At 37.8% G+C, this 25,728-nt stretch carries 29 protein-coding genes; 22 read left to right on the top strand and 7 right to left on the bottom strand.

The features are described from left to right. Nucleotides 1–74 precede the first annotated feature (74 nt). A complete protein-coding gene (locus FW778_RS14615) occupies nt 75–353 on the bottom strand; it encodes a 2TM domain-containing protein (RefSeq protein WP_150415526.1) in 279 nt (92 codons plus the stop codon). Nucleotides 354–429: 76 nt separating this feature from the next. Between FW778_RS14615 and FW778_RS23585 the strand changes: the two genes are divergently transcribed. Beyond that, nucleotides 430–558 (top strand): hypothetical protein, encoded by a 129-nt coding sequence (locus FW778_RS23585; protein WP_262714414.1) that lies wholly within the window; start codon nt 430–432, stop codon nt 556–558. Nucleotides 559–854: 296 nt separating this feature from the next. Here the strand turns inward: FW778_RS23585 and FW778_RS14620 are convergent, their stop codons facing one another. Next, entirely contained in the window at nt 855–2,024 is a 1,170-nt protein-coding gene (locus tag FW778_RS14620; protein ID WP_150415528.1) for a hypothetical protein, read from the bottom strand. A gap of 322 nt (nt 2,025–2,346) precedes the next feature. Here FW778_RS14620 and FW778_RS14625 point away from each other — a divergent pair, with 322 nt between their 5' ends. Both FW778_RS14625 and FW778_RS14630 read left to right on the top strand, forming a co-directional pair. Then, complete coding sequence (locus FW778_RS14625; protein WP_150415530.1) at nt 2,347–2,916, top strand: hypothetical protein; 570 nt, start codon at nt 2,347–2,349, stop codon at nt 2,914–2,916. 300 nt (nt 2,917–3,216) lie between these two features. Then, a complete protein-coding gene (locus FW778_RS14630; protein ID WP_150415532.1) occupies nt 3,217–3,978 on the top strand; it encodes a sulfite exporter TauE/SafE family protein in 762 nt (253 codons plus the stop codon). A gap of 102 nt (nt 3,979–4,080) precedes the next feature. Here the strand turns inward: FW778_RS14630 and FW778_RS14635 are convergent, their stop codons facing one another. Continuing rightward, a complete protein-coding gene (locus tag FW778_RS14635; protein ID WP_150415533.1) occupies nt 4,081–4,572 on the bottom strand; it encodes a c-type cytochrome in 492 nt (163 codons plus the stop codon). 131 nt (nt 4,573–4,703) lie between these two features. Further along, nucleotides 4,704–5,837, bottom strand: a complete 1,134-nt coding sequence (gene nirK / locus FW778_RS14640; RefSeq protein WP_150415534.1) for a copper-containing nitrite reductase — start codon at nt 5,835–5,837, stop codon at nt 4,704–4,706. 852 nt (nt 5,838–6,689) lie between these two features. On the opposite strand from nirK, the gene FW778_RS14645 reads away from it, so the two are divergent. Continuing rightward, nucleotides 6,690–7,226: a hypothetical protein gene (locus FW778_RS14645; RefSeq protein WP_150415536.1), complete on the top strand. Its 537-nt coding sequence runs from the start codon at nt 6,690–6,692 to the stop codon at nt 7,224–7,226. 136 nt (nt 7,227–7,362) lie between these two features. On the opposite strand, the gene FW778_RS14650 is transcribed toward FW778_RS14645, so the two are convergent. Further along, the gene (locus FW778_RS14650; protein ID WP_150415538.1) at nt 7,363–7,656 is read right to left on the bottom strand and encodes a hypothetical protein; all 294 of its coding nucleotides are present in this window, start codon (nt 7,654–7,656) and stop codon (nt 7,363–7,365) included. 367 nt (nt 7,657–8,023) lie between these two features. Here FW778_RS14650 and FW778_RS14655 point away from each other — a divergent pair, with 367 nt between their 5' ends. Together FW778_RS14655 and FW778_RS14660 are read left to right on the top strand one after the other, a co-directional pair. Beyond that, the gene (locus FW778_RS14655; RefSeq protein ID WP_150415540.1) at nt 8,024–8,533 is read left to right on the top strand and encodes a heme-binding domain-containing protein; all 510 of its coding nucleotides are present in this window, start codon (nt 8,024–8,026) and stop codon (nt 8,531–8,533) included. A 303-nt stretch (nt 8,534–8,836) separates the two neighbouring features. Beyond that, the gene (locus FW778_RS14660) at nt 8,837–9,709 is read left to right on the top strand and encodes an isocitrate lyase/PEP mutase family protein (RefSeq protein ID WP_150415542.1); all 873 of its coding nucleotides are present in this window, start codon (nt 8,837–8,839) and stop codon (nt 9,707–9,709) included. Nucleotides 9,710–10,076: 367 nt separating this feature from the next. Here the strand turns inward: FW778_RS14660 and FW778_RS23500 are convergent, their stop codons facing one another. Next, nucleotides 10,077–10,295: a hypothetical protein gene (locus tag FW778_RS23500; protein WP_235906266.1), complete on the bottom strand. Its 219-nt coding sequence runs from the start codon at nt 10,293–10,295 to the stop codon at nt 10,077–10,079. Between FW778_RS23500 and FW778_RS23740 the strand changes: the two genes are divergently transcribed. The 16 genes from FW778_RS23740 (at nt 10,246) to FW778_RS14740 (ending at nt 25,477) form a co-directional block, all read left to right on the top strand. After that, nucleotides 10,246–10,350, top strand: coding sequence for a hypothetical protein (locus tag FW778_RS23740; RefSeq protein WP_394349802.1), 105 nt, complete (start codon nt 10,246–10,248; stop codon nt 10,348–10,350). The genes FW778_RS23500 and FW778_RS23740 overlap by 50 nt on opposite strands. A 268-nt stretch (nt 10,351–10,618) precedes the next feature. After that, nucleotides 10,619–12,904, top strand: a complete 2,286-nt coding sequence (locus tag FW778_RS14670; protein ID WP_150415545.1) for an HsdM family class I SAM-dependent methyltransferase — start codon at nt 10,619–10,621, stop codon at nt 12,902–12,904. 158 nt (nt 12,905–13,062) lie between these two features. Further along, the gene (locus tag FW778_RS14675; protein WP_150415547.1) at nt 13,063–13,413 is read left to right on the top strand and encodes an NADH-quinone oxidoreductase subunit A; all 351 of its coding nucleotides are present in this window, start codon (nt 13,063–13,065) and stop codon (nt 13,411–13,413) included. Further along, complete coding sequence (locus FW778_RS14680) at nt 13,404–13,943, top strand: NADH-quinone oxidoreductase subunit B (RefSeq protein WP_150415549.1); 540 nt, start codon at nt 13,404–13,406, stop codon at nt 13,941–13,943. Before FW778_RS14675 ends, FW778_RS14680 begins: the two co-directional genes overlap by 10 nt. 2 nt (nt 13,944–13,945) lie before the next feature. Beyond that, nucleotides 13,946–14,404: an NADH-quinone oxidoreductase subunit C gene (locus FW778_RS14685; RefSeq protein WP_150415552.1), complete on the top strand. Its 459-nt coding sequence runs from the start codon at nt 13,946–13,948 to the stop codon at nt 14,402–14,404. Between the two features lie 102 nt (nt 14,405–14,506). Further along, the gene (locus FW778_RS14690) at nt 14,507–15,622 is read left to right on the top strand and encodes an NADH-quinone oxidoreductase subunit D (protein WP_150415554.1); all 1,116 of its coding nucleotides are present in this window, start codon (nt 14,507–14,509) and stop codon (nt 15,620–15,622) included. Between the two features lie 119 nt (nt 15,623–15,741). Then, on the top strand, nt 15,742–16,776 hold the full coding sequence (nuoH, locus tag FW778_RS14695; RefSeq protein WP_235906267.1) for an NADH-quinone oxidoreductase subunit NuoH: 1,035 nt from the start codon (nt 15,742–15,744) through the stop codon (nt 16,774–16,776). Nucleotides 16,777–16,874: 98 nt separating this feature from the next. Beyond that, a complete protein-coding gene (locus FW778_RS14700) occupies nt 16,875–17,351 on the top strand; it encodes a 4Fe-4S binding protein (protein ID WP_150415558.1) in 477 nt (158 codons plus the stop codon). Next, nucleotides 17,351–17,878, top strand: coding sequence for an NADH-quinone oxidoreductase subunit J family protein (locus tag FW778_RS14705; RefSeq protein ID WP_150415560.1), 528 nt, complete (start codon nt 17,351–17,353; stop codon nt 17,876–17,878). Before FW778_RS14700 ends, FW778_RS14705 begins: the two co-directional genes overlap by 1 nt. Nucleotides 17,879–17,925: 47 nt before the next feature. Continuing rightward, complete coding sequence (locus FW778_RS14710) at nt 17,926–18,312, top strand: four helix bundle protein (protein ID WP_150415562.1); 387 nt, start codon at nt 17,926–17,928, stop codon at nt 18,310–18,312. 177 nt (nt 18,313–18,489) lie between these two features. Continuing rightward, on the top strand, nt 18,490–18,804 hold the full coding sequence (nuoK, locus tag FW778_RS14715; protein WP_150415563.1) for an NADH-quinone oxidoreductase subunit NuoK: 315 nt from the start codon (nt 18,490–18,492) through the stop codon (nt 18,802–18,804). Between the two features lie 18 nt (nt 18,805–18,822). After that, the gene (gene nuoL, locus FW778_RS14720) at nt 18,823–20,775 is read left to right on the top strand and encodes an NADH-quinone oxidoreductase subunit L (protein WP_150415566.1); all 1,953 of its coding nucleotides are present in this window, start codon (nt 18,823–18,825) and stop codon (nt 20,773–20,775) included. Nucleotides 20,776–20,792: 17 nt separating this feature from the next. After that, nucleotides 20,793–22,274 carry a complex I subunit 4 family protein gene (locus FW778_RS14725; protein ID WP_150415568.1) on the top strand — a complete coding sequence of 494 codons (1,482 nt, stop codon included), beginning with the start codon at nt 20,793–20,795 and terminating at the stop codon, nt 22,272–22,274. Nucleotides 22,275–22,287: 13 nt separating this feature from the next. Further along, nucleotides 22,288–23,688 (top strand): NADH-quinone oxidoreductase subunit N, encoded by a 1,401-nt coding sequence (locus FW778_RS14730; RefSeq protein WP_150415570.1) that lies wholly within the window; start codon nt 22,288–22,290, stop codon nt 23,686–23,688. A gap of 3 nt (nt 23,689–23,691) precedes the next feature. Beyond that, nucleotides 23,692–24,084, top strand: coding sequence for a hypothetical protein (locus FW778_RS14735; protein ID WP_150415571.1), 393 nt, complete (start codon nt 23,692–23,694; stop codon nt 24,082–24,084). Nucleotides 24,085–24,217: 133 nt separating this feature from the next. After that, the gene (locus FW778_RS14740; protein WP_150415573.1) at nt 24,218–25,477 is read left to right on the top strand and encodes a rubredoxin; all 1,260 of its coding nucleotides are present in this window, start codon (nt 24,218–24,220) and stop codon (nt 25,475–25,477) included. Nucleotides 25,478–25,567: 90 nt separating this feature from the next. Here FW778_RS14740 and FW778_RS23590 read toward each other — a convergent pair whose 3' ends face one another. Then, nucleotides 25,568–25,690, bottom strand: a complete 123-nt coding sequence (locus tag FW778_RS23590; protein ID WP_262714415.1) for a hypothetical protein — start codon at nt 25,688–25,690, stop codon at nt 25,568–25,570. Nucleotides 25,691–25,728 lie beyond the last annotated feature (38 nt).

Here is a 25,728-nt window from a genome sequence, read left to right on the forward strand (position 1 = left end):
AGCTTTTGAAATTTAAAATTAAAGAGATACAATGCACCATTCAATGATGTTGATCATTCTGCCAGCCGGGTAATTTATGCACCCCCTTGCGGTAAATGCCGGTTTCCTTTTAATTTCTGGTATTCATTTTCCGCGGTGTGGCTGAATTTGTATACACCGAAATAATTAAAAATTACGCCAATGCCCCAGCCCACCGTTGGCCATATCGGCCAGGCATATGAATTTACACCGGACGTAAAGAACCATAGTATCCAAAGCATGCCGTTTATAATAAGGTAGGTTAGGAGATGTATTTTAAATCCTGCCCTGTCCTTCGCCTCCTTCCAGAGTTGATCATCTTTTTCGTCTTTCATGATAGTAAGTTTTTAGTTTATTATTCCGTTCTTTATTTCACACCCGTAAAGTTCACATGTATTCAATTTTAATAAAATGATTACTGACAGGGCATTTGATGATTCGGATCAACACATGAGAACCACCGCTGGGGCGGCATGGCCTGGTATTAATTACCAGGTGCATATTTTTTATAATATTGCGCTCCTTCAAATACCAGCATAATTGAAAAGCAATCCGAGGCTGTCCTTAGAATGTTTCAATAAGAAAATACGTTTATCGGGCTATCTCGTACAAGGTTTAAATAATTAGGGATATACTTTGAATATACTTATAGCAGTCCCTGAAATTATTATAGAAAGCAATTCGGGCTCATTGAAATTTTGTACCTAAGTTCTCTTGAGAAAGTTAGTGTCGTAGAAAGTGTTTACTTCAGGTGGATGCTCCCTTTCTTTCGTAAGCTCGCGTCATCCGCCTGACTATGAGTTTCTCCTACGCTTAACAAACGCATAATAAAACGTCTACCCTTCACCGTTATCATTATTTGATCGCAAGAGTAAAGCAATAATATTATCGTTTGATAATGCTTGCCGGTGATATGCTTCATACAATACATTTGAATACGTTTTCTTTTCAACTGCCCGGTCGGGTGTTTGATGAAATATAAACCGGACCGGCTGCGTGCGCTCCCTGTTATTAGGCGAATCGGCATTCATTTGTTTCCAGGAATTTTTAAAAGATTCGCCAAGGGCAACGAGGTCTGTTTTACTATTTATAAGTACCACAAAATTTTCAGTTGCAATATGATTGATGATCTGCCCGATCTCCCACTGTAGCCCGGCCCGTTCGTTTGTATAATCGCTTGCATCAATAATCGAAAAATCCGTTTTGGCAAATAACAATGCCACACACTGCTGCCACACAGCATCCGTACAATAAAAAACATTAGAAGGATAAGCGCCCGCAAAGTAATTCTCGGTCATTAATCCCTTTGTTTTAGGAGGCAACGGTTTCTCTGAAATGTTGTCGATTGCTTCAGCTAATTTTTCCGGTGTGGTAATTAATAGCTGGCGCATTATTTTTGTTATAGAAAACATATTCCAGAGTTTACTGAAGCCAATGTCCTGTGGCGAACCGAGAAAAAAAACGGGGCCATGTCTTTGAAACCCGCCGCTCGTTTTGTTGATAAGAGAACCGGAAGAATAAAAATTGAAAAAATAAAATATGTGTAACGGTTTAATATTAAAAATATTTTTTTCTTCAGTAAGATTCGGGTTCAGTGTAAAAGAATGAGCGGGCAATTCATTTTGTTCATATACATCTAATTGAAATGGTGGGATTGTAATTGCTTTAGCAGGTTCCCGCAAAGGTTCAGCACCTGTTGCGACGGCACCTGTGTTTTGTTGCGATGTATTAATCTTTGTATTCATCATATTAGCTACCCTCTGTTGAATAAGCGTTTGTATAAGCCCAAGGGTAAGCATCAGCGCGAGTATGGCAGCAACAATAAGCTCAGCATTACTTGAGGCCAGGTATCCTGTAACTGCAAAAAACATTACCACTCCAAAAAATAAAAGAAATGATACGTACTTATTTTTAATCTCTTTTCCTTCCCGCTGCTTAGTTTCCTGTTCCGTTATATGTTCCTGTGCAATGGGTATAAAGGCATCTTTTTCATAAAATGTTTTCATTCAAATTTTCAGGAATTATATGTTACTTTTTTCCGTTTCCAAATCTAATACATTGTCATCTTCATTGATAAATATTATAAATCTTTCCAGCTGACTCCCGGCTATTTTGGAGCTATTTGCCATGGGAATTCCCATGGCAAATAGCAAGGAATCTGCACTGGAGTATTTCTTAGTCAAAAAAGGGGACATCCGCACATAAAAGCCAATTGCAATCCTTTAATGGAAAAAAGTAACCACGAACCAGTTGGGCGTTACAGGCCGGAACATTTATTAAATTTGTAACCGGAAACCTGCAAAGGCATAAAACAGCTGTTAATTTATAATGCAACTTGCCCTAAATTTTACCTTCATGTGGATCGGATGGACAGCTATTTCCGCAATTGGTTCATTACTGGCAGCAATTGTAGCTGGGGTTTATACTTATTTTACCTATCATTTATTACAAACCAATCGTAAAGCAATTGATAGAAGTAATCGCTTGTATGAATTTCAGTTTTACAAAGAGATATCAGAAAGATTAAACTCGCAGGAGGCCCGGAACTTAACGGATCTCTGTCAGAATAATTTATTGAAAATAGATTATTCAATTGGGGCAAAAGACATTGTTGGGAATACAGTGAGTGCAAATTATTTAAACCGGATTCTACTGAATGAATTGGAAAGTATTGCCGTCTTTTGGAAAAGTGAATTAATTAATATCATCACTGTAGATACGGGATTTGGGTATAAGATATTAGCCATAGGAAACAGCCAGGCCATTGTAGATCATGTAATCAAGAGCAGAGTAACCTATCCTCATACGTTTTCTCAATTTGAAGATTTGTATAATGAGATCTATAAAATATCAACTGCTGAAGGAAAAACGGGATACCGGGCCAGGTTTATCCATTAATTTTTATAATGACCGGCTGCCTGCAACATTGCTCAATCACAATTTTTATCACCACTACAACGCTGGAAAAACTAACGGTCACGAGCACACTAAGTGAAGCGCAGTTGAGCGTCTGCCCGTATCTTTGCTTACATTAAGAATATATTTAAATAGCCGAAATTAAAGCGTGCGGATTATGTCGTTTGTTTTCAATAAATGAAAGCTTATTTAAGCAGGCTATAGTTTATTAAATGTGACAGCAGACGCTAAACAAAGAAAATATCCAATGAAAAAAGAATCGCAAAAGACCTAAAGAACAATATGACTTTGACAATTATTTTAATCCTTGCCATTAGTTTTATTGCTTCACTTGTCAGGTCTACCCTGGGCTTTGGTGAATCCTTATTTGCTGTACCACTGTTTCTCTTTTTTCTGCCTGTTGAAGTTGCCGTCCCCTTATCCGTAATGCTTTCTATTACAATTGCCCTGGTGATTGTTATCCAGGACCATTCAAGCATTCACTTTAAAAGCGCAAAATGGTTGATTGTTTATGCAGTACCCGGAATACCAATAGGATTATTCATTTTAATATACGGAAATGAAACTTTTGTAAAAACGGGGCTTGGATTTTTAATCATCATCTATTCTCTTTTCTCTTTATTTGGAAAATCAACATTCACTTTAAAACAAGACAACAAATTATGGCTTTTTATCTGTGGTTTTTTGTCTGGGATACTCGGCGGAGCGTATGGCCTTAACGGACCTCCTTTGGTTGTTTACGGAAACTTAAGGAAATGGACAGCAAAGCACTTTCGGGCAACGCTGCAGGCCTACTTTTTGCCTGCGAGCCTTATCGGTTTTACCGGCTATTATATAAAAGGCCTGGTAACTGCTGAAGTAAATCAATACTTTCTGATCTCTTTAATAACTGCACTTCCGGCAATATTTTTAGGACGATATTTGAACCATAAATTAAATAACCAATCATTTTTTAAGTACGTTTATTGGGCGCTTATCATTATTGGAATAATATTGATAGTCGTTTCAATAAAAAATACAACCTCACTGTACACGCGGGAATAAGATTAATACATGCACTTGTGCCTGCGTTAAAAAGAGGTTTAAACACCGATTCAAAAAAGTAGAAAAATTTTACAATACAGCCTGATTCGTATGGGCTAATAGTTATTTCTTGCCATCATTTTTTCTCTGGAATTCAAGAACAGAACGTGCGTCTGTTTCTGAAAGATTTTGATTGGGCATTTGCACTAAACACACCTCCAGCAGGTTTTTTGCTGCGGTATCTGTTTTCAACATTTCTTCGGTATTTGTAACGAAATTCATTATCCACTCAGGAGTTCTTCTGTCCGTAACGCCCTTCCAGCCTGGTCCTACAAGCTTTTCGCCGGTTAATTTATGACATGAGGCGCATTTCACATTGTAAACCTTTTCACCTGCTGCTACCATCTTTTCGTCTAAAGGATGAGTAAGTACAACATTTGTGTATTTGCCCACGCCTTTAGGATTGGTGCTTTCGGTTGAAGTTTCATTTGAAGAAGAAGGTGCAGTGCTTGTATCTGAGGATGTGGCGGCGTTATTTGCATTTTGATTACCGCAACTAAAACCAAGCATGATGCAACTAAAAAATAACACGAGATAAAAAATTTTTCGTTTCATAAGAAATATTTTTAAAGTGATAGAATAAGATTTTGATTTACTTAATAAAAATAGTGCCATACTATTGCTGGTTGATTTTTAATATTCCGTCCATACCGAAAGATGCGCTATAATACATGGTTAATTCTGTTTTATTGCAATGGACTTTGCTTGCGTACTACTTTCATCAGGCTGCTGTCCCACTTCCCTTCTACTTTTACCTGGGCTACTGCTCCGTAAGCAAATGCTTCTATCAGGTTGTGATCCAAAAGAGCATAAGTTCCCGGCTCTCTGAATCGGTACAGTACAGCTGCGGCGGACCCTCCGGGTACCTCCCATGTTTCAAAATCGGTAAAGGGTTTATTTGAAAATTTCCCTCCCGGCCAGTAAAGATCAGCATGTCCGCCGATAAGATGCATGCGGGTGTCGTTGTTGGCATCCGAAGTAATGAACAACACCTTCTCACCCACTTTTGCTTTTAGCGCATTGGGGCCTAACAAGGCGCCTTGTTTTCCATTGAAAACAATATTGGTTGGCTTAAGTGTTTTTATAGATTCTCCGAGTGCCTGTATGCTTTGCTGAACGGTCGCGAAATTTTCTGTTTTGCCATCTTTATCTTTTGGAAAATAAAAATCCTGTTGTGCAATATAATAAGCCCTGTCGAAAGTAACCGGGTTGCCATTTTCATCTTTTAATCCATCTTTTGGGAGCACCATAATGGCGCCATTCATCCCGGCCGTAACATGGATCGGAACCATTAATCCGCCCGGAGCGCAGTGGTAAACAAATACACCGGCTCTCGTGCATCTGAACCTGAAAGTGACCTCCTGTCCCGGGTTAACAAGAGATACATCTCCACCGCCCATAGCACCAGTGGCGGCATGAAAATCTATATTATGCATTTGAGTATTGGTGGCGGGGTTTTTCAATGTCAATTCTACAAAATCTCCCTGGTGCGCAACTATCATCGGTCCCGGAACGGTGCCATTGTAAGTAAACGCCCAGATAGAATCGTTGGGTGCGACTTCTATTTTCTTTTCTTCTACTGTAAAAGTTACCAGTATCACTTTGGGTCCGCCATTTTCCACCTGGTCAAATTTTGGCAACATTGGCGGTGGAACCATCACTTGCGTTACCTTAGGTAAATCATCGCCGTTGCCTTCGTAAGTTTTGTCCAGGACTGAATTTGAACTGCTGTTTGTTTTACAGGCACTTAAAAACAGCACGGAGCCTATAATAAAAAAATAAGTTATTTCTTTGTTTACTGTCTTTAATACATTTTTCATCTTTATAGTTTTTAAAAGGATTAGAAATTGCTTAAGATTTTTCTGTTGCTCAAACCGGGACTACCGTAGTTACCAACTATCCCCGTTCGTGTCTCAATCGGTATGACCGTAGTCTCTAAGGTACGCCTTCATCTTATTTAAAATTTATTTTAATATTTATATAATGAAATCTTGAATTATTTATGACTTTATTGACCCAGTTGTTAAATTCTTCCAAAGCGATGGGAGGATATATTTGAAGGTATTCTTAAACAAGCTTTCAATGTGTTGCATAAAAAGGTAAATGTAATAAAGAGCATTTGCAAAACGTAAGTAGATGTTATTAATAATTTTTATCAAATTCCCTGTTCGCACGTCCGCTTCCGCCAATAACCAATTTTCCGGCGCAGTGCTTTAATATAACTGTTACCGTTATTCGCAATTAATGTAAAATTGCCTTGCCCGATTTAACTTCATATTACAAAATTGTAGGAAAATGCAGTATAAAAAAAGGCTATGTTTGTGAGGATGATACCAGAAAAAAAATATCAGCCTTCCAGTCGCCTACATACTTTTCTCATAGTTGATATGAGTGATTGTTATACGTGGTCATTTCCTGAATTCATTCCTTTCTGTTCACAACTTTATTACTTCTCCAATTATAAAGACTTCAACAAGTCTGCCCGGGCATAATTTGTGCTTACCGGGAATCTTACTTTAATTTTCTCCTGGTAATTACGCGTTCAATTTATTAGCGCTTTATTACCAGATCTGAAAAGATATCTATTTGTTTTAATGATATCCAGGCTGCCGATTATAGAAATTAATAAGCAGCCGTTCATTAAGTCATTATAAATCCTACAAAAAAATATTATGTCAACCTTACTCATAGCAGCAGTGCTGATAGCGGCTATTATAGCCATTGTGGTGTTCCTTATATCAATTGATAAAAAACAAAAACAAAATGCCATGAATACTTTTTTCAATTGCCTGAGCAAGACCGGATCGCTAAACAAATTAAACTTTACAAGCCAGGAATTTTTAAACAATATTGCCATCGGGTTAGATGCTCCGCAACGGAAGCTATTAATATTAACCCGGGTTGACCGTGATGTATACAGGGATAGAATTATCAACCTGGACCATGTACAATGCTGCTCTGTAAAGAAAAATTATGACTATATAAATGCCGGCGATTTAAAAACTAACAGGCTGGAAAAGCACCTGGAAGAAATTGTGCTGCATATGAACCTTTATGATGGGAGCAGCGCAGATATTCCATTTTACAGCCATATTAATGACCACATTTCGCGGGTAATTGAAACGGAAGAAAAAGCCAAAAGGTGGGAGGCTATTATTAGTTCGTTATTAAACGACCGTTTTAAAAAAAATAATTTAAAAGTGGTGTAAATAGAAATTGTTGCCTGCTGTTAGCAAGCATAGGTTTAGAACTAACGCAGGGTTTATAAACCCGTGGGTAAGAACGACCAGTGGTTGGAACCGGGCGAGTACCGCCGGGGCATAAGATGCAGACCACGAAAAGCATTTACCAAACCTGGTAAATTTCCCTTGAACCTGTAAGATACTTATCCTGGTAGCCCTGCATTTTTTCTTTCATCTTTTTCGTTTCTTCGTTATCCTGCATGTACTTCTGGAAGCTTTGTTCAAAAGCAGTGAGGTTGTCGTACTTGCTTACCATAATTACCCGGTTATATGCACCGGTCATGTCGGTCATAATGTTAACCATATTAGGATCGTTTGCCATTGCTTCTTTAAACATTTTGGCAACTTTAGATGCATTACCCGGCTTGCAGATGAATGTATCATGAACCATGATCATAGCTGTAATTTTTATAATTGTGTAAATAATTAGAGGAGTCTTTATAGGAGAGCAGTACCAAGTTAGGCAATATTTACATTTTAATCAATAGGGTAAGCCCAAGGGTTTGCCTGAACTTTCATTAAAAAGGGCCGTAAAGAAGGGAAATTAAAATTTACGTATATCAATTGTCGTCTGTAAATAAGAATTAGTTTAGGCAGTCTATAGTTTATTAAACCGTGGATATGGAAAGCATTACTGATGGTCTTACTAATAAATTATCTTTTTCTAACTGAGAATATTGTTTAATATTGATCTTCATTTATAGGGGAATACGACTGATAAATATTCTATTGATTTTTTTCTTCACACTAATGCATTTTGCTTTATGGTAAAAAAAATACTGCTGGTTTTATTGATTATTCTTATTGTAATTCAATTTATAAAGCCACAAAAAAATATCCATCCCGGCCCGCAGCCTGCAGACATTTCTACCCTATATCCTGTTCCGGCAGATGTTGATTCGTTACTGGTGGTAGCCTGTAAAGATTGCCATACTAATAACACACGCTATCCCTGGTATAACAACTTTCAACCTGTTGCGTGGTTTTTAGCAAATCATGTTAAGGATGGAACAAGGTCTTTTAATTTAAATGAGTTTGCAACTTATCCTGTGGCAAGGCAGTACGATAAAATAGAAGAAATAAAAAAACAAATTGATAAAGGAGATATGCCTCTTTCTTCTTACACAATTATACATAGAGATGCAAAGTTAACCGATGCCCAAAAAAATACAATTATTACATGGAGCGAAAATATCCGTAAGGATATGGAAGCGAAATATCCAAAAGACAGTTTGATAAGGAAAAAGAAGCCTGTTCCACCAGGTGCCGGTTAATATTTAGCGTTTGGCAACATAGACTTTTCTCCATGCCGGGCTGAGAATGTTTAGATAAATAAAATCGTCTCCAACGGTGTAAGGATCTTAACGCAAGCGTGCGCCTGTAAATCATGCAATCAGCAAAGCCTTCGTGAACTTTCAATTTCATCTTTTATTCCTATCTTCATAAATAGTTTTTTACCTTGACTAACGTTGAGCCTAAACGATATAAAATCGCCGGTACAAAAACAGAACTAACGTTAGCGGCTATCCGATGAGAAGTGGATGCAGTTATATTAAACATCAATAAAAAACCATAGTATGGTTTCAACTATTCAAAAAGAAAAAGCCGAACTGTTCCTGAAATTTCACCAGGACAAAGAAATGCTGGTTCTGTTAAACTCGTGGGACGCCGGAAGTTCGAAATTAATAGAAGCATGCGGCTATAAAGCAATCGCAACAACCAGTATGGGAATAGCTGCCTCTTTAGGGTATCCTGACTGCCAGGTTATACAATTGCCGGAAATGATTGAAGCTATTACACGAATCGTAAATGCAGTACAAGTTCCGGTAACGGTGGATATAGAAGCAGGCTATGGAAATAATTTAAATGAAATAATTGATTCAGTTAAGAAGATCATTGAAACGGGAATCGTTGGAATAAACATTGAAGACAGTATTGATTTAAATCCAAGATTAATCGACGAGATGGAGTTTTGTGAAAGGATATCAGCTATTCGTGCCTTATCAGATTCATTGGGCTTTCATTTAGTAATTAATGCCAGAACGGATTCATTTTATACTTCGACAGGTTCGTCGCAGGAAAAATTATCGGAATCAATAAAGCGTGGCAATAAATACCGGGAAGCGGGAGCCGACTGCATATTTGTACAACCTGTATGGGAAAAAGAAATGATTGCTACATTGGTTAAGGAAATTAATGCCCCAATTAATATTCTTTCAAACCCGGCATTTGGTGGCGGAGGACTGCTTCCATCTGTAAGTGAACTGCAGGATTTAGGTGTCGCCCGTTTAAGCCTGGGTTCGGGTTTGATGAAAGCTACTTTAGCTTTAATTAAAAAAGTTGCTGATGAACTATCTGAAAAAGGAACGTACGATCTGTTACTAGATACTTTAACACCGCTTCCCGGGGCTGCAATGGCCTATAAAATGGCAACACGGTTACATAAATGAAAATGAGCCACTAATATCATATCCCATTATTGGTGGTAATTTTTAACGACTGAAAACTATATAATAGCTTAACGTATGACAATGAAAAAACCTGGCTTAATAATGTTGTTATTAACATTCGTACTGCATCTTTTCCGCCAAAATTCCGGCAGTCAAACTCAAATGTTGGGAGGGCAATTCTAGTTCATACTGCAGAAATTAATGCTGCCGAAGAAACAGGCAGGGGACGTGCCGTTGCAGACTCTGTTCTTCATGTAGTTTCAATTGAAGGCAAATATAATGTTGGTGTTTCTGTAGTAAGCCGGTCAAAAGTAAATGGTAAAACGCCGCCGGATGCAATTATACATGATGTAGTTACTGAGGTATATCACATCATTGAAGGAAGGGGAATTTTAGTGGTAGGAGGAACGCTTGATTCATCAGTAAGAATTCCTGCTAACAATCCAATAGTTGTTAAAATAACAGGTCCGAGTTCCACAGGTAAACATATTATTGGCGGCACCCGGTACGAAGTAGGACCTGGTGATATAGTGGTAATTCCTCCAAACACGCCGCATGGATTTGTGGAGCTTAAAACAGGTATCATTGTATATACTCTTATACGCATTGACCCTGAAAAGGTGCTTGAGATAAAAAATTAGCGTGAAAAAGAATATACATCTCTAAATAAAATAAGAATAGTAACCCCACTGCTGCCCCGGCAATTGCGTATATGCTGAATAGTTAGTTTGTTAAAGAGTGGTAATTTTTTCGCAAAAAGCCGGGCAGCGAACTCTTTACATCTTGTCTAGATGAGACTTACAGCGACCTTCTTTAAAATTAACAACCCATCTTTTTAGTTTTATTTATTAAAATATATTAAATTAGTACTATATCAATTTTTTTTTGAAGTACTAATCCATTAAGATTATGGCTAAGGAAACGGGCGTTGAGCGTGCCCCACGCCGGGCAGTTTCAACACCCAAAAAAAAATTAAATACCCCCAAAGCTCCTGCAAAAGCTACATCAATAACTGCACAGCACGTAGCGAAAGACCAGGCTTTATTGTATCCCCAACCAGTTCTTTCGGCTGAATTACAGGGAATGATTAATGAGAAGTGGGACGCCTGCTGGCCGGTAAGCACATTAAGGCCACTGGCACTACTTGATTTACTTTGCTATTTGCTTTTTATACAAAAGCTGGAAGAAAAAAGGCTTATAACGGTGTCCCATGCACGAAGCAGTGAAAACAGTGCTGCTGTGAGTCCGCTAAGCTGGAACGGTTGTAAAGATTTGAGTGCACAGGAATTAGAAAAACATTTTACCGGCGAAAACGGTATAATTGATTTAATAAAAAATTATGGACTCACTAATCTGCGGTACAGTGCCTTTTTAAAAGGTCCGCTGCTTTTAACTCCGACGGCCAGGTTGCTATTGAACATAAGGGATATAATTAAATTAATGGATGCAGAAGGAAGCGTTACTAAAGTAGCCCTGTTTGAAGATTTGTTAAATAGAGTCGAGATAGCAACACAAAACGGGCAGGTGTATGCACCAGCGAAGGTTGTTAAGCTTATAACGGAATTAATGCAGCCTCGTGAGAAGGACGTAGTATGGGATCCTTCATTGGGTAATGGCAGTTTTTTGGTAAACAGTGCATTGTATATAAGAAGCAAAAACGCTGGGATGAACAGTAATATGGAGGATGATTTTATCGCACACCATTATACCGGCTTTGACTCCGATCCTGTTCAACTTCGCATTGCAGCCATGAATATGATTCTTCACGGTATTGACGACCCCAAACTACGGTGTAATCCAAAGCCCGGTTCGGGTGAGCAACCAAGCCTCGTGCTTTCAAATTTATTTTTTGATGGTGTAGCTCCTATAAAACAGGTAGAGGGAAGCACATCAATACCAGTGCATGAGCGGCCCGAAATCTCCCTGCTAAAACTTATTTTACAAACGCTGAAAAAAGGAGGAAGAGGAGCGGTTATTGTTAAGGATTACATCTTATCCAATTACACAGAAGAAATAAAAACGCTGCGCCGGGAGATTATTGAAAACCATAACCTGCAAGCCGTAATAACTTTGAGTAGCACCGGTGGCTCACTTTTTTCCGGTGCCAGTATTCTTATTTTCTCCGATGGTAATACGGGGGTGAAAGATAAAGTATGGTTCTATAAAATGAAACCGGGTATAAAAAAGAATGAAGCTTGCTCATCGGCTTGCAGAGAAAATGGAATAGATGAGTATGATGAAATGGCTGATATAATAAGCCGGTGGAAAAATTTAGCGGGAGAAAATACAAGGATGAGAACTGAGGATAGTTTTTTTGTTACTATCGATGAAATAAAATCTAATGATTTTAATCTTTGTTTTAACGAATATAGAAAGATAGAAAAAATACCTGCACCGTCTACTCCCCCTGAAATTTCAATAATTAAAAGAGAAGTTATTAATCCTAACCCGGTAAAGAAAAACATAAAGCCTGATTTTGCTGCGCTAAAAAAAATATATACGCTTGCCAGAGTTGCTATTAAAAAGATTTCGCTAAATATAATGGTGCAGGTGCAGCTGCTTATTAAGAAAGTGTCACTACAGTTGCAAGCATCGGTGCACCTCTTTAAGAAAAGGCTCTCTCCGGGTTTAATTCCGCCAGTGCTTATTGGTTTAGTTGTAATGATGTTCTTTTTAATTTTTATAAATACATATGATACTCCTTTAATTGGAGTAGCAAAAACCTACAAAATACCTGTTGAAGAAAAACCAGGCGGAGCTGCAGCTAAAATAATTACCGGCACTAATGCGACAGGTATGTTGTCGCCGGAACAAATTAAAGCAATAGTGTATGATACAACCGGCATTATTCATTTCCACGAAGACACTTCACCAGCCGTTTCGCTGGAAGATTCAATTGACGCTGCCCTTGCAGGCGACGATGATATTGCGATTAATAATAATTCTTTTGAAGAAAACGGATCCAAAACGGTTAATAATGCCAGCCCGGCAAATTATACCGTTAGAGATACCGCATTTTTCCATAACCAGCCTGATGAGCATTCGGAGAGAAAGACATATCTCGACCCGCTTAAGAAAAGTATCCTGAAACCGATAGACGAAAAAAACGGTTTTATTTATATCGTTTATACCAACCAGCTCGGACGCACGTCAAAAGGATGGATAAATAAAAAAGATTTGGTTCCATTGAGGTAATATAAAAGCCTGGAGTAAACTTTCATTTAAAAACATATTCCCGCCAAAAACAATCATACACTTGTGTGATTAAAATCATATTTCAGGAAATATATCGCATAACATTATTTACTACCTTTCGTTTATAAATATTCCTGCTCAACAAATTGATTTTAAGTATGGGATCTTCTTCAATGATTGTTTTAATAATAGCCGCACTCGCTTTTTCATCTATTGCTATTCTTATCGCTAAAATTGTTACAAAGTCTACGACCAATCCACAAAAGGGAGAGCCTTATGAATGTGGCATTCCTACGCATGGAAAAACATGGAAGCAACTGAACGTGGGCTATTATTTATTTGCATTGATATTTTTAATTTTTGATGTGGAGCTGGTATTCCTTTATCCATGGGCGGTTGTGGCAAAACATGTAGGATGGATGGCATTGATTGAAATTATCATTTTCTTTTTTATATTATTTATGGGATTTTTATACGCACATAAAAAAGGCGCCTTAAAATGGAAGTAAATTCAAATACGGATAAAAAAGATTTTCCTGGGCAAATACATGAAACTCCCGGAGGTGGCATTGTATTAAGTAAACTGGATGATGTGATCAACTGGGCACGTTCTAATTCATTATGGCCATTAACGTTTGCTACTAGTTGCTGTGGTATAGAAATGATGTCGGTTGCCGCTGCTAAATATGATTTCTCGCGTTTTGGTTTTGAAGTAGCAAGAGCTTCACCACGCCAGGCAGATGTGATAATTATTGCCGGAACTATTGTAAATAAAATGGCGCCCGTTTTAAAAAGATTATACGACCAGATGGCTGATCCTAAATATGTAATTGCCATGGGTGCGTGTGCTATCAGCGGAGGACCATTTTTTTATAATACTTATTCAGTAGTAAAAGGTGCAGACCATGTGATACCGGTAGATGTATATGTAGCAGGTTGCCCGCCAAGGCCGGAGGCATTGTTGCATGCTTTAATAAGCTTGCAGCAAAAAATAAAAAGCGGTTTAACAAGGGAACAGATAAAGACAGGTAAAGAATAATTATGAACAACGAAGAGCTGAAAACCACGATAACAGCATTACTTCCTTCTGATACTTTTGAAGAGGGTGGTGAGTGGCTGAATATAAACGTAGAGCCGAAAGACTGGTTGCCATTAGCACAGCAATTGCGTAATGATGCATCATTATTCTTTGATTATCTCTTTTGCCTCACCTGCATCGACTGGAAGACGCATCTTACCATGGTGTATCATTTATCGTCTACGCGATGCCGTCATAACATTGTTGTAAAATCCAAACTTGACAGGAGCAATCCCGAAATAGAAACAGTTAGTAAGATATGGAAGACAGCAGAGTTTCATGAAAGAGAAGTGTACGAAATGTTTGGGGTAAAATTTCTCAATCATCCTGATTTACGGTTATTGATTTTACCTGATGGATGGGAAGGAAAAAAACCAATGCTGAAAGATTTTGAAGACGCGGTAAATATGATAAGGCTATAAAAATAATGAATAACGAACAAGGAATATTGAATGATGAAGTATGAAGCGCTTAAAAGATCAGTGTTCGTTATTCCTTGTTCAATATTCGATATTTAAAAAAATATGGTTGAAGAAATAGGCACAACGGAAGAAGGTGATTTAATAATCAATGTGGGGCCACAGCATCCTGCCACCCATGGCGTGTTGCATTTGGTGATTACATTAAATGGCGAGACCATAAAAAAGGTTGAACCTCATCTTGGTTATATTCATCGTTCCATTGAAAAAATGTGTGAGAGCTTAACCTATCGGCAGTTTATTTATGTTACCAGCAGGATGGATTATCTCTCTGCTCACATTAACAACCACGCGTGTGCGTTATGTGTAGAAAAAGGCCTTGACGTAGAAATACCGCGGAGGGCGCAGGTAATAAGAGTATTGATGGATGAGCTGACAAGAATTGCATCGCATGAATTGTGGTGGGGAGCTATGGCTATGGATTTGGGAGCATTTACTCCCTTCTTTCATGCATTCAGGGAGAGGGAAACGATTAATGATATTATGGAAGAAACCTGTGGCGCAAGATTAACCATGAACTATATGGTCCCGGGTGGTTTGATGGCTGACCTCCATCCCAACTTTCAGAAGAGAGTAAAAGAATTTATCACTTTATATAAATTAAAGATTAACGAATACGCGGAGCTTGTTACTGGTAACATTATATTTCAAAACCGGATGAAGGGCGTGGGATATTTATCTGCTGAAGATGCAATTTCGTATGGATGCAGCGGGCCAACAGCAAGAGGGAGTGGAGTAAGTTGTGATATCCGCAAATTGTATCCTTATGAAGTATATGATAAACTGGAATTTGATGAAGTGCTGGAAACGGAAGGTGATTCATTTGCCCGGTACATGGTGCGCATAGGAGAAATGAATCAATCGATAAAAATAATAGAGCAATTAATCGATAATATTCCCGATGGTGATTTTCAGGCCAAGACAAAGGTGGTTTTAAAATTACCTAAGGGAGAATTTTATTCAAGAGTAGAAACAGCAAGAGGTGAGTTGGGTGTATACATTGTGAGTGAAGGAGGGACTACACCTTATAGAATTAAATTTCGTTCGCCGGGATTTTCAAATCTTTCTGCTTTGGATCATATGGCAAGAGGCAGTAAGCTGGGTGATTTGGTAGCGATGATGGGAACATTGGATTTGGTGATACCGGATATTGACAGGTAACCCCTAAATCCCCTAAAGGGGACTTTGGGAATTCTTTTAAAATTTAAATTAATTAGCCCCTTTAGGGGTTGGGGTATATGTGGAGCTTTAGTAAAATAGCAGACTTAGTTCATCAATCGTTGAATCACACATTCAGCCCGACATTGGCTACCATTATTGAAATGGTGATTGTTGGTGTTTGTGTTATTGGATTGTTTGCTGTCTTAGGATTAGTATTGGTGATTATGGAACGAAAAGTTTCTGCATGGATACAAATAAGGCTGGGGCCAAATCGTGTGGGCCCAAAAGGGATGTTCCAATCATTGGCAGATACGGTGAAATTATTAGTGAAAGAAGGAATGACTCCATCAGGAGCTGATAAATTTTTATTCAACCTTGCTCCTTATATAGCGTTGATAGTTGCGATGTTGCTGATGGCTCCCTTGGCTTTTGCAAAGGATTTCCAGATGTGGGATTTGAATATTGGTGTGTTGTATGTATCTGCCATTTCATCGGTTTCGGTCATTAGTATTTTAATGGCAGGATGGTCCAGCAATAATAAATATTCTTTGATGGGTGCAATGCGCAGTGGTGCGCAAATCGTGAGTTATGAATTATCAGCAGGATTCTCTGTTCTCTCTGTGGTGGTGCTGGCCGGCAGTTTAAATCTGAATACTATCATTCAATCGCAGGCAGATGGATGGTGGATATTTAAAGGGCATATACCGGTAATGATTTCATTCGTGATTTTTATAATAGCAGTAACAGCAGAAACAAACAGGGCGCCTTTTGATCTGGCAGAAGCTGAATCAGAATTAACCGCGGGTTTTCATACAGAATATTCAGGGATGAAATTCGCTTTGTTCTTCCTTGCAGAATATGTGAATGTTTTTATTGTATGTGCTATTGGCGCAACATTATTTCTTGGAGGCTGGATGCCTTTTCATATTGGCCATTGGGACGGGTTTAATCATGTGATGGATTATATCCCTTCGAGCATTTGGTTTTTTGGTAAGACGTTCTTTTTAATATTCCTGATCATGTGGTTCCGGTGGACTTTTCCCAGGTTGCGTATCGATCAGTTATTAAATCTTGAATGGAAGTATTTGTTGCCCATTAGTTTGTTTAATATTTTATTGGTAACAGCGATGGCAATATTAGGATGGTATTTTTAAAATTAAAAATGATGAATAGCGAACAAGGAATAGCGAACAAAGAAGTAAAAAAGTACATGCATTCATTATTCCTTGGTAATTATTCGATATTATAAAAAATGTTTATAGTTAAATACATAAAGGAAGTTTTCAATGCTGTAAAATCATTGTTTGTTGGCCTGAGGCGAACAGGATATTATTTTACGCATCATAAAGAAATCATTACACAACAATATCCTGATAACAGGGACACATTGAATTTGCCTGAAAGGTTCAAAGGTGAAGTGGTAATGCCGCATAATGAAAACAATGAACATCGTTGCACCGGTTGCACTGCTTGCGAACTGGCTTGCCCCAATGGAACTATTAAAGTAATTACAAAATTTGATATAGGTACCGATGGTAAAAAGAAAAAAGCCATTGATAAATTAGTATATCACCTGGAGCTGTGCACCATGTGTAATTTATGTATAATCGCCTGTCCTTCGGATGCCATTGTGATGGCGCAAACATTTGAACACAGTGTTTTTGATCGTGCCGAGTTAACTAAAATATTAAACAATCCCGGTTCTAAAATAATGGAGGGCGTAGAATAATGAGCGGATCAACGATTATATTTTATATGCTGGCGGCGCTTACTTTGGTGAGTGGAGTTTTTGCTGTAGGTACAAGGCAAATATTCAGGGCTGCAATCTTTTTATTGTTTTCTTTAATTGGCGTTGCGGGATTATATTTCTGGATGCAATATGAATTTATTGCAGCAGTTCAAATAGTGGTGTATGTGGGTGGCATAACAGTATTGATCATCTTCTCTATTTTTTTAACACAACAGGCCGGAGACAAAATGCCCAAACAAAAGATAGGGCGACAAATTTTTTCAGCATTGGCAGCCTTTTTCGGATTTGCTTTGATTATGTTGCAACTGTTTCAACATACATTCACCGGCACTATTAATCAGCCAATGGAGCCGGGAGTTACAAACATTGGTACACAAATGCTGGGAGTGAATAACGGCGGCTATGCGTTACCGTTTGAAGTAGTTAGTATGTTGTTGCTGGCCGCATTAATTGGGTGTATTGTAATTGCGATGAAAACGACTGGGGGAATATCGAACAAGGAATAACGAATAACAAACAAGGAATATCGAATAATGAGGTAAAGAAAATACAAATGAATACTGAAAGGAAATATGACCTGGAAGATAGGCTGATTGATTTTGCTGTTTTAATAATACGAATAACAGAGAACTTGTTTAATACAAAGGCTGGGAATTATATAGGTGGACAATTAGTAAGATCGGGTACTTCTCCTGCATTACATTACGGAGAGGCACAAAGTGCAGAATCAAGAAATGATTTTATTCATAAACTTAAAATACTCTTGAAGGAATTAAGAGAATCGAGGAGTGCAATGAAGATTATTAAAAATGCTCCTTTAGCAGAGAATATGGAATTGGTAGAAAAAGGATTACTTGAATGCAATGAGTTGATTTCAATTTTTGTAAAAAGTATAGAGACAGCGAAAAAGAATTTGGAGAATGAGAAATTGAAGAAATAATAAAAAATAATATGAATATAATGATGGGATTTTGATTAAGAGTTGGGCTTTTCCCTTCTACATTCATTATTCCTTGTTCAATATTCGATATTATGTTTAAATATGAAAACCGAAAGGAATAAAGAATAACGAACAAGGAATATCGAATAATGAAATAAAGAAACAAAATTGAATTTAATGTTTACACCCGGACTATATCATATTTTATTTATTAGTACAGCGCTTTTCTTTATTGGTGTATTTGGTTTTCTTACAAGAAAAAATTTAATCACCATCCTGATGAGTGTAGAATTGATATTGAATAGTGTGAATTTAAATTTTATTGCATTCAATAAATACCTGTGGCCTGATAAATTAGACGGATTATTTTTTACCATATTTATAATTGCGATTGCTGCTGCAGAAGCCGCAGTAGCTATTGCAATCATAATTAATTTATATAGAAGCCATCATTCAATTGATGTGGATAATGCGGAAGAAATGAAATATTAAAATACAACATCAAACTAAATGCTTAATGCAACTACCATAGCACTGATCCCTCTGCTGCCACTGGCAGGTTTTTTAGTCCTTGGATTATTTGGAAGAAAATATTTTAAGAATTCATCCGGTATCATTGCAACTATCTTGTTACTGGCTGCAACTATTTTAGCAATCTATACCGCTTATGGTTATTTTTTCGAGTATGGCAAAGTGAATGGAGTTTATGAAAAATTTATTCCGCTAAAATATACATGGTTGCAATTCTCCGAAGGTGTTTCCATTGACATGGGTATAATGCTCGATCCCATAACCTGCATGATGCTGGTGGTGATAACTTTTGTTTCATTAATGGTGCACATCTATAGCCTGACCTACATGAAAGGAGAAGAACGATTTGCAACTTACTATTCTTTTTTGGGATTGTTCACTTTTTCCATGCTGGCATTAGTAATCTCTTCCAATGTTTTCCAAATCTATATTTTCTGGGAACTGGTGGGCGTTTCATCTTTTTTACTGATTGGTTTTTATTACGATAAACCCAGCGCTGTAGCGGCTTGCAAGAAAGCTTTTATTGTAACACGTTTTGCCGATTTGGGATTTTTAATCGGCATCTTAATACTTTCATTTTATTCGGGCACATTGGATTTTAGTGCCCTTATTCAAAGGTTAACAACACCGGGGTCAGCAGAATTAAGTGCCGCATTGTCTTCATCGTTTATGGGCATCTCTGCATTAACATGGGCAATGGTATTGGTTTTTATAGGTGCCGCAGGAAAAAGTGCGATGTTTCCTTTACAAATCTGGTTACCAGATGCAATGGAAGGACCTACTCCTGTTTCTGCATTGATACATGCTGCAACAATGGTGGTAGCGGGTGTATTTTTAGTTGCAAGATTATTTCCTGTTTTTGCATTATCTGCGCCGGATGCCCTGCGGTTAGTAGCTTATGTGGGAGCTATCTCCGCTTTGTTAGCGGCAATAATTGCGTGTACGCAAACCGATATAAAAAGAGTGCTGGCATTTTCAACCATATCGCAAATAGGTTATATGATGTTTGCATTAGGCGTCTCAAAGTATGGTGGCGAAGGCGGATTAGGTTATACCGCTTCCATGTTTCATTTATTTACGCACGCCATGTTTAAAGCGCTGTTGTTTTTGGGGGCAGGTTCCGTTATACATTTTATTCATAGTAACGAAATGAAAGATATGGGTGGATTGAGAAAATATTTGCCGGTAACGCATATTACTTTTTTAATCGCCTGTCTCGCAATTGCAGGGATACCACCGTTTGCGGGCTTTTTCAGTAAAGAAGAAATTTTATCCGCGGCTTATCAAAACAATATGATTATTTATTGGATAGCCTTGTTTACTTCAGGACTTACTGCTTTTTATATGTTCCGTTTATACTTTGGGATATTTTGGAATAAGGCTCCCTCTCTGAAGGAGAGGGCGGGGGGTGAAGCTCACGCTCATGGCGAAGGAGGATTTGCAATGATGCTTCCATTGATTTTATTAGCCACTGGCGCAGCAGCAGCCGGGTTTATTCCTTTCGGAAATTTTGTTAGTTCAGATGGAAAGGGTTCAGAAAGTGCTTTTCATTTACAGTTTTCTATTGCACCGGTTTTGTTTGGTTTAACAGGAATTTTTATAGCGATGTGGTTGTATAAAAAGGAAAATAATAAACCGGATATAATTGCAGCGTCGATGAATGGCTTATACAAATCAGCATGGAATAAATTTTATTTTGATGAAATGTATTTATTTGTCACCAAAAAAATATTATTCAATTTGGTCGCAAAACCTGCAGCATGGATTGATAAAAATGTGGTTGATGGTTTGGTGAATGCAACGGGTAATACCACGATGTTTATTTCAAAAAAGATAAAGGGTATTCAATCAGGTAAAGTACAGCAATATGCAGCTTACTTTTTAGTGGCTGCAATAGCAGTGGCAGTGCTGTTTATTTATTGGTGGAAGTAAAAATAATTTGCAAAAGAATGAATCTAACGTTACTCATATTAGTTCCATTAATTACCGCAATTGCTTTGTTGCTGATGCGTAATAAACAACAGGTAAAATGGCTGGCCTTGACCGGCGCTACTGTTCAGCTTGTTTTGGCATTTGTATTATTATTTACTTACAGAAATGAGGTTGCCTCCGGTAATGCGGAACAATTTTTATTTCAGCAACAATATGATTGGTTTCCTTCCTGGTACATCAGTTTTCATTTGGGAGTAGATGGTATTTCCGTGGCTATGATCTTATTGACTGCTTTTGTTGTAATTGCAGGTGTATTGGTTTCATGGAATATAGACAGGATGCCAAAGGAGTTTTATTTTCTTCTTATTTTATTAAGCTTTGGTGCTTATGGTTTTTTTCTTTCACTGGATCTTTTCATTCTTTTCTTCTTTTTGGAAATTGCGGTTATTCCAAAGTATTTATTAATTGGTATTTGGGGAAGCGGCAAAAAAGAATACGCGGCCAATAAACTGGCGCTGATGCTAATGGGTGGCTCTGCATTGGTTTTGGTAGGACTGTTGGGTTTATATTTTAGCAATCCGGAAAGAACTTTCGACTTAGTAAAATTATCTCATCTGGATATCCCGGTTTATATACAAAAGATTTGTTTCCCTTTGTTGTTTGTGGGTTTTGGTGTATTCACTGCTTTGTTTCCTTTTCACACATGGGTTCCCGATGGGCATTCATCTGCTCCTACCGCAGGTTCTATGTTTCTGGCCGGCATATCCATGAAGTTGGGAGGCTATGGCTGTTTGCGGGTAGCCGCCTACGTTATACCTGAAGGCGCTAAGGAATATGCCGATATTATTATTGTACTTTCTACCATTGCAATTTTATATGGAGCCTTTGCTACAATGATGCAGAAAGATTTGAAATACATGAATGCTTATTCATCGGTTAGCCATGTTGGGTTTGTTTTATTTGGAATTGGTATGTTAACCAAAACTGCGATTACGGGCGCCGTTATACAAATGGTTAGTCATGGATTAATGACAGCCCTTTTCTTTGCTGTGATAGGAATGATTTACGAACGTACGCATACGCGGGAGGTAAATGAAATGGGCGGACTGCTGAAAGTAATGCCCTTTATTACAACGGTATTATTTATTGTTGGTTTGTGTTCGTTGGGATTGCCCGGCCTTAGTGGCTTTGTAGCTGAGGTAACAGTGTTTATGGGAGCTTGGGAACACCCGGATTTCTTTCATCGTTTTGCAACCATACTGGCGTGCATGAGCATTGTGGTAACGGCGGTTTATATTTTGCGGGCCATCAGCAGGACTGCGATGGGACCTATTAAAGAAAGCTATTCCAATTTAACCGATGCCAGGTGGAATGAAAAATTAGCTGCCATTATTTTAATAGCAGGCATTATAGCCATTGGCGTGGCACCTTTCTGGCTAAATAATTTAATAAGCCCGGGTGCAGAAATAATTATGCAAAAATTTTCAGTGGCGCCTTAAAATAAAAAACCGGATGAATGAATTTTTAACATTGATGAAACCTGAATTGCAGATAACAATTATCATCTTCCTGCTGCTATTTATAAAGCTAAGCAAAGGAATAAAAAATGATTTGTTGTTACTGATCATTCAGAATTTATTATTGTTGAATTTTATAGCAGGATTTTTTTTCAATGCACCGGGTAATTTATTTGATGGCATGTATCAAACCAATACGTTGATTGCCTTTCAGAAAAGCATTTTGAACCTTGGTATTTATCTCATCTCATTATTATTTACCGGGTGGTTCAGGAAGACAGAACATTTGCCCGAATTTTTTATATTGATGTTATCCGCATTGCTGGGTTTGGATTTCCTTATATCGAGCGGTAATTTTTTAATATTCTTTTTATCATTGGAACTGGCAACTATTCCAATTGCAGCAATGGCCAATTTTGATTTGGAGAAAAAAATATCTTCCGAAGCTGCTATGAAAATGATTTTATCATCAGCTTTTTCTTCAGGTATATTATTGTTTGGTATTTCTTTGATCTATGGCGCTACCGGCACCATCAATTTTGAAGCATTGCCTGCACAGCTTGATGGAAGTACTTTACAGATATTGTCTTTTGTATTTCTAATTACTGCATTTGCTTTTAAATTATCAATCGTTCCATTTCATTTATGGACAGCAGATGTTTATGAAGGCTCGCCAATTGCGGCAACTTCTTTCCTGTCTGTAATTTCCAAAGGTGCAATGGCATTTGTTTTTATTTCGGTATTGTATAGAGTATTTCAGCCAATGCACCAGGTATGGTATAATATGGTAATGCTCCTATCAATTATCACCATGATCATTGGCAATCTTTTTGCTTTACGGCAACAGAATATCAAAAGATTTCTTGCATTTTCTTCCATTGCACAAGTGGGTTTTATTTTGGTGGGCATAACGGCTAATTCACCGGAAGGAATATCTTCTGTTGTTTATTTTATTTTGATCTACACTGTTTCCAATCTCACCGCATTTGGTGTGGCAGCGGCTATCTCATCACAAACAGGTAAAGAGAAAATTGAGGACTATAAAGGGTTGTATCAAACAAATCCCTTGCTGAGTTGGGTGATGGCGCTGGCATTATTCTCGTTGGCAGGTATTCCACCCACTGCGGGTTTTTTTGGTAAACTATTTTTATTAACTGCGGGAGCATCCAATGCCAATTATGGTTTCATTCTTATTGCAGCGTTAAACATGATCGTCTCGTTGTATTATTATTTGCGTGTGATACGATCTATATTTATGGATAAAAATGAACAGCCCATTGAAAAAATAAATATCCATCCGTCAACAAAATTTGCATTTATTATTTGTTCTGCAGGCATTGTATTAATAGGAATGTTGAGTTGGATTTACGATTACATACAATCTTTAAACCCGTAGGTTATGGCCATCAACAAAAATCATTTATTTGAAGAATTGGACGGTGTAAAATGTGGTATCGTTGAAAAAGAAGTATCTGCAGACAGAGCATCCTTCTTAAAAAACTTATTAGAGTATAATAACTTTAATGTAATAGTAGTTCCCGCTCCTCCGCCAAAAGCTGTATCAGCCGCGGTTGTTAAAGCAGCAGATGGAACAATAATCCCTTCACTTCCGCCACCGCCAGTGCCAGAAACATTTACCGTCGGAGTAACTGATTATACTTTCAATCCGATCAATGCCATTTTTGGAAGATTGTTAAAAACTCCCGATGGCCATGTAGTTACCCTTGCTTATTGGGAACAGAAGGAAACCGTTAGCCATGATGAGGTTCCTTATTACGAGACCAGTCATTAATATAACGGATAAGCCTATCCGTTTTTTACCGTTCTGGTCTGAAAATATTTTATATTTGGAAGTAGAATAGTAATAGTGGATAAAAGAGAACCATGATATATAGTTAACGTCCCACAATTGCAGATCGATCAACATGAGAAATATCAATACCATCAAAGTCAATTTCAAGGGAGGCATTATTCCCTGTAAAGATCTTTACAATATATTGCTGGCTGCCGGTAAATCAGGCCTGCTTTATGTTAGGTTTGGTTTGCGCCAGCAACTTTTACTTGATGTAGAAATAGAAGAACTGGATAATTTAACTGCGGAACTTGAAACGTTAGGTATCGATTATGAGGTAAACAAAGAAGAATTTCCAAACATTATTAGTTCTTATCCCGCAGAAGAAGTATTTATTATTAATACCTGGCTGAAGGCAAATGTGTATGATGAAATTTTTGAATCGATTGATTATACTCCACAATTGAAGATAAATATCAGTGATGCCAACCAGACTTTTACTCCCCTGTTTACAGGAAATATCAATTGGGTGGCTTCACCTGGTGACCCGCATTTCTGGCATTTGTTTATCCGGTTTCCAAAAACAAATATTGTTTATGAATGGAAAGATCTCGTTCATACAGAGGACGTAGCCAGTATGTCATTACGCATTGAAGAAACAATCCTGCACGATAAGGGAAAGTTCTATGATAATAATGAAGCTAACGGGAACGAATTGTATGAAAAGATAAACATGGATGCATTCAATATAAAGCCGGCCGTTACTCCCCTGGCGTTGCCACCTTATAATCTTCCTTACTATGAGGGGTTCAACCGCTACAATAATAAATACTGGCTGGGTATTTATAGGAGGGACGAGTTATACAGCATACAATTCTTAAAGGAAGTATGCCTGCTTTGCATGAAAACGGAAGTCGGCCAGTTGTGCTCTACGCCCTGGAAAACTATTATCATAAAAGGGATTGGGGAAAAAAACAGGAAGGACTGGAATCATCTGCTTAATAAATACCAGATCAACGTGCGCCATGCCGCTAATGAACTCAACTTCCAGGTGGAGGATAACAGCCCGAGAGCTTTAAAGTTGAAGCAGCACCTGGTAAAGTACCTAAACGATGATGACACCAGGACGTTTGGTATTTGCATCGGCATAAAAACCCGGAAAAAGAGTGAAGTCTTCAGCAGCATATTAGTGCGGCGTAAAGCATTATTCACAATTGGAAAATGGGGCTTTTTTTACACATACGATATTCTGTGTGCAAAAGAGTATAACCCGAATGAACGCACCGATTTTGTATTCAGCAGCGACAATCCGAAATTTTTGCTGGCCGAACAATTACGCCGTGCTGTTCTCTCTTTTTATAAATATCCCGACACAGGTGGAGATGAAGAATAAACTATCGCTTATTTATAATTATAGAGATTTTTTGGAGCCAGACCTCTCACGCCGGAAACCGATGGTTATTGAAAAATTTGATTTTCTTTACTATGAAAAAAAGTCATTAATAACGGGTAAGCCTACCTGTTTCTCTCCCATTTGTTTAATATTTAGTATCAATTCGCCTTTCTCCCGAAGATGATTAAAATCATTATCCGGATTGATTTTCATCCTCGTTATTCATTATATAATTATCTACCTATGCATTG

Source organism: Ginsengibacter hankyongi, assembly GCF_008710285.1.
Taxonomy (GTDB): domain Bacteria; phylum Bacteroidota; class Bacteroidia; order Chitinophagales; family Chitinophagaceae; genus Ginsengibacter; species Ginsengibacter hankyongi.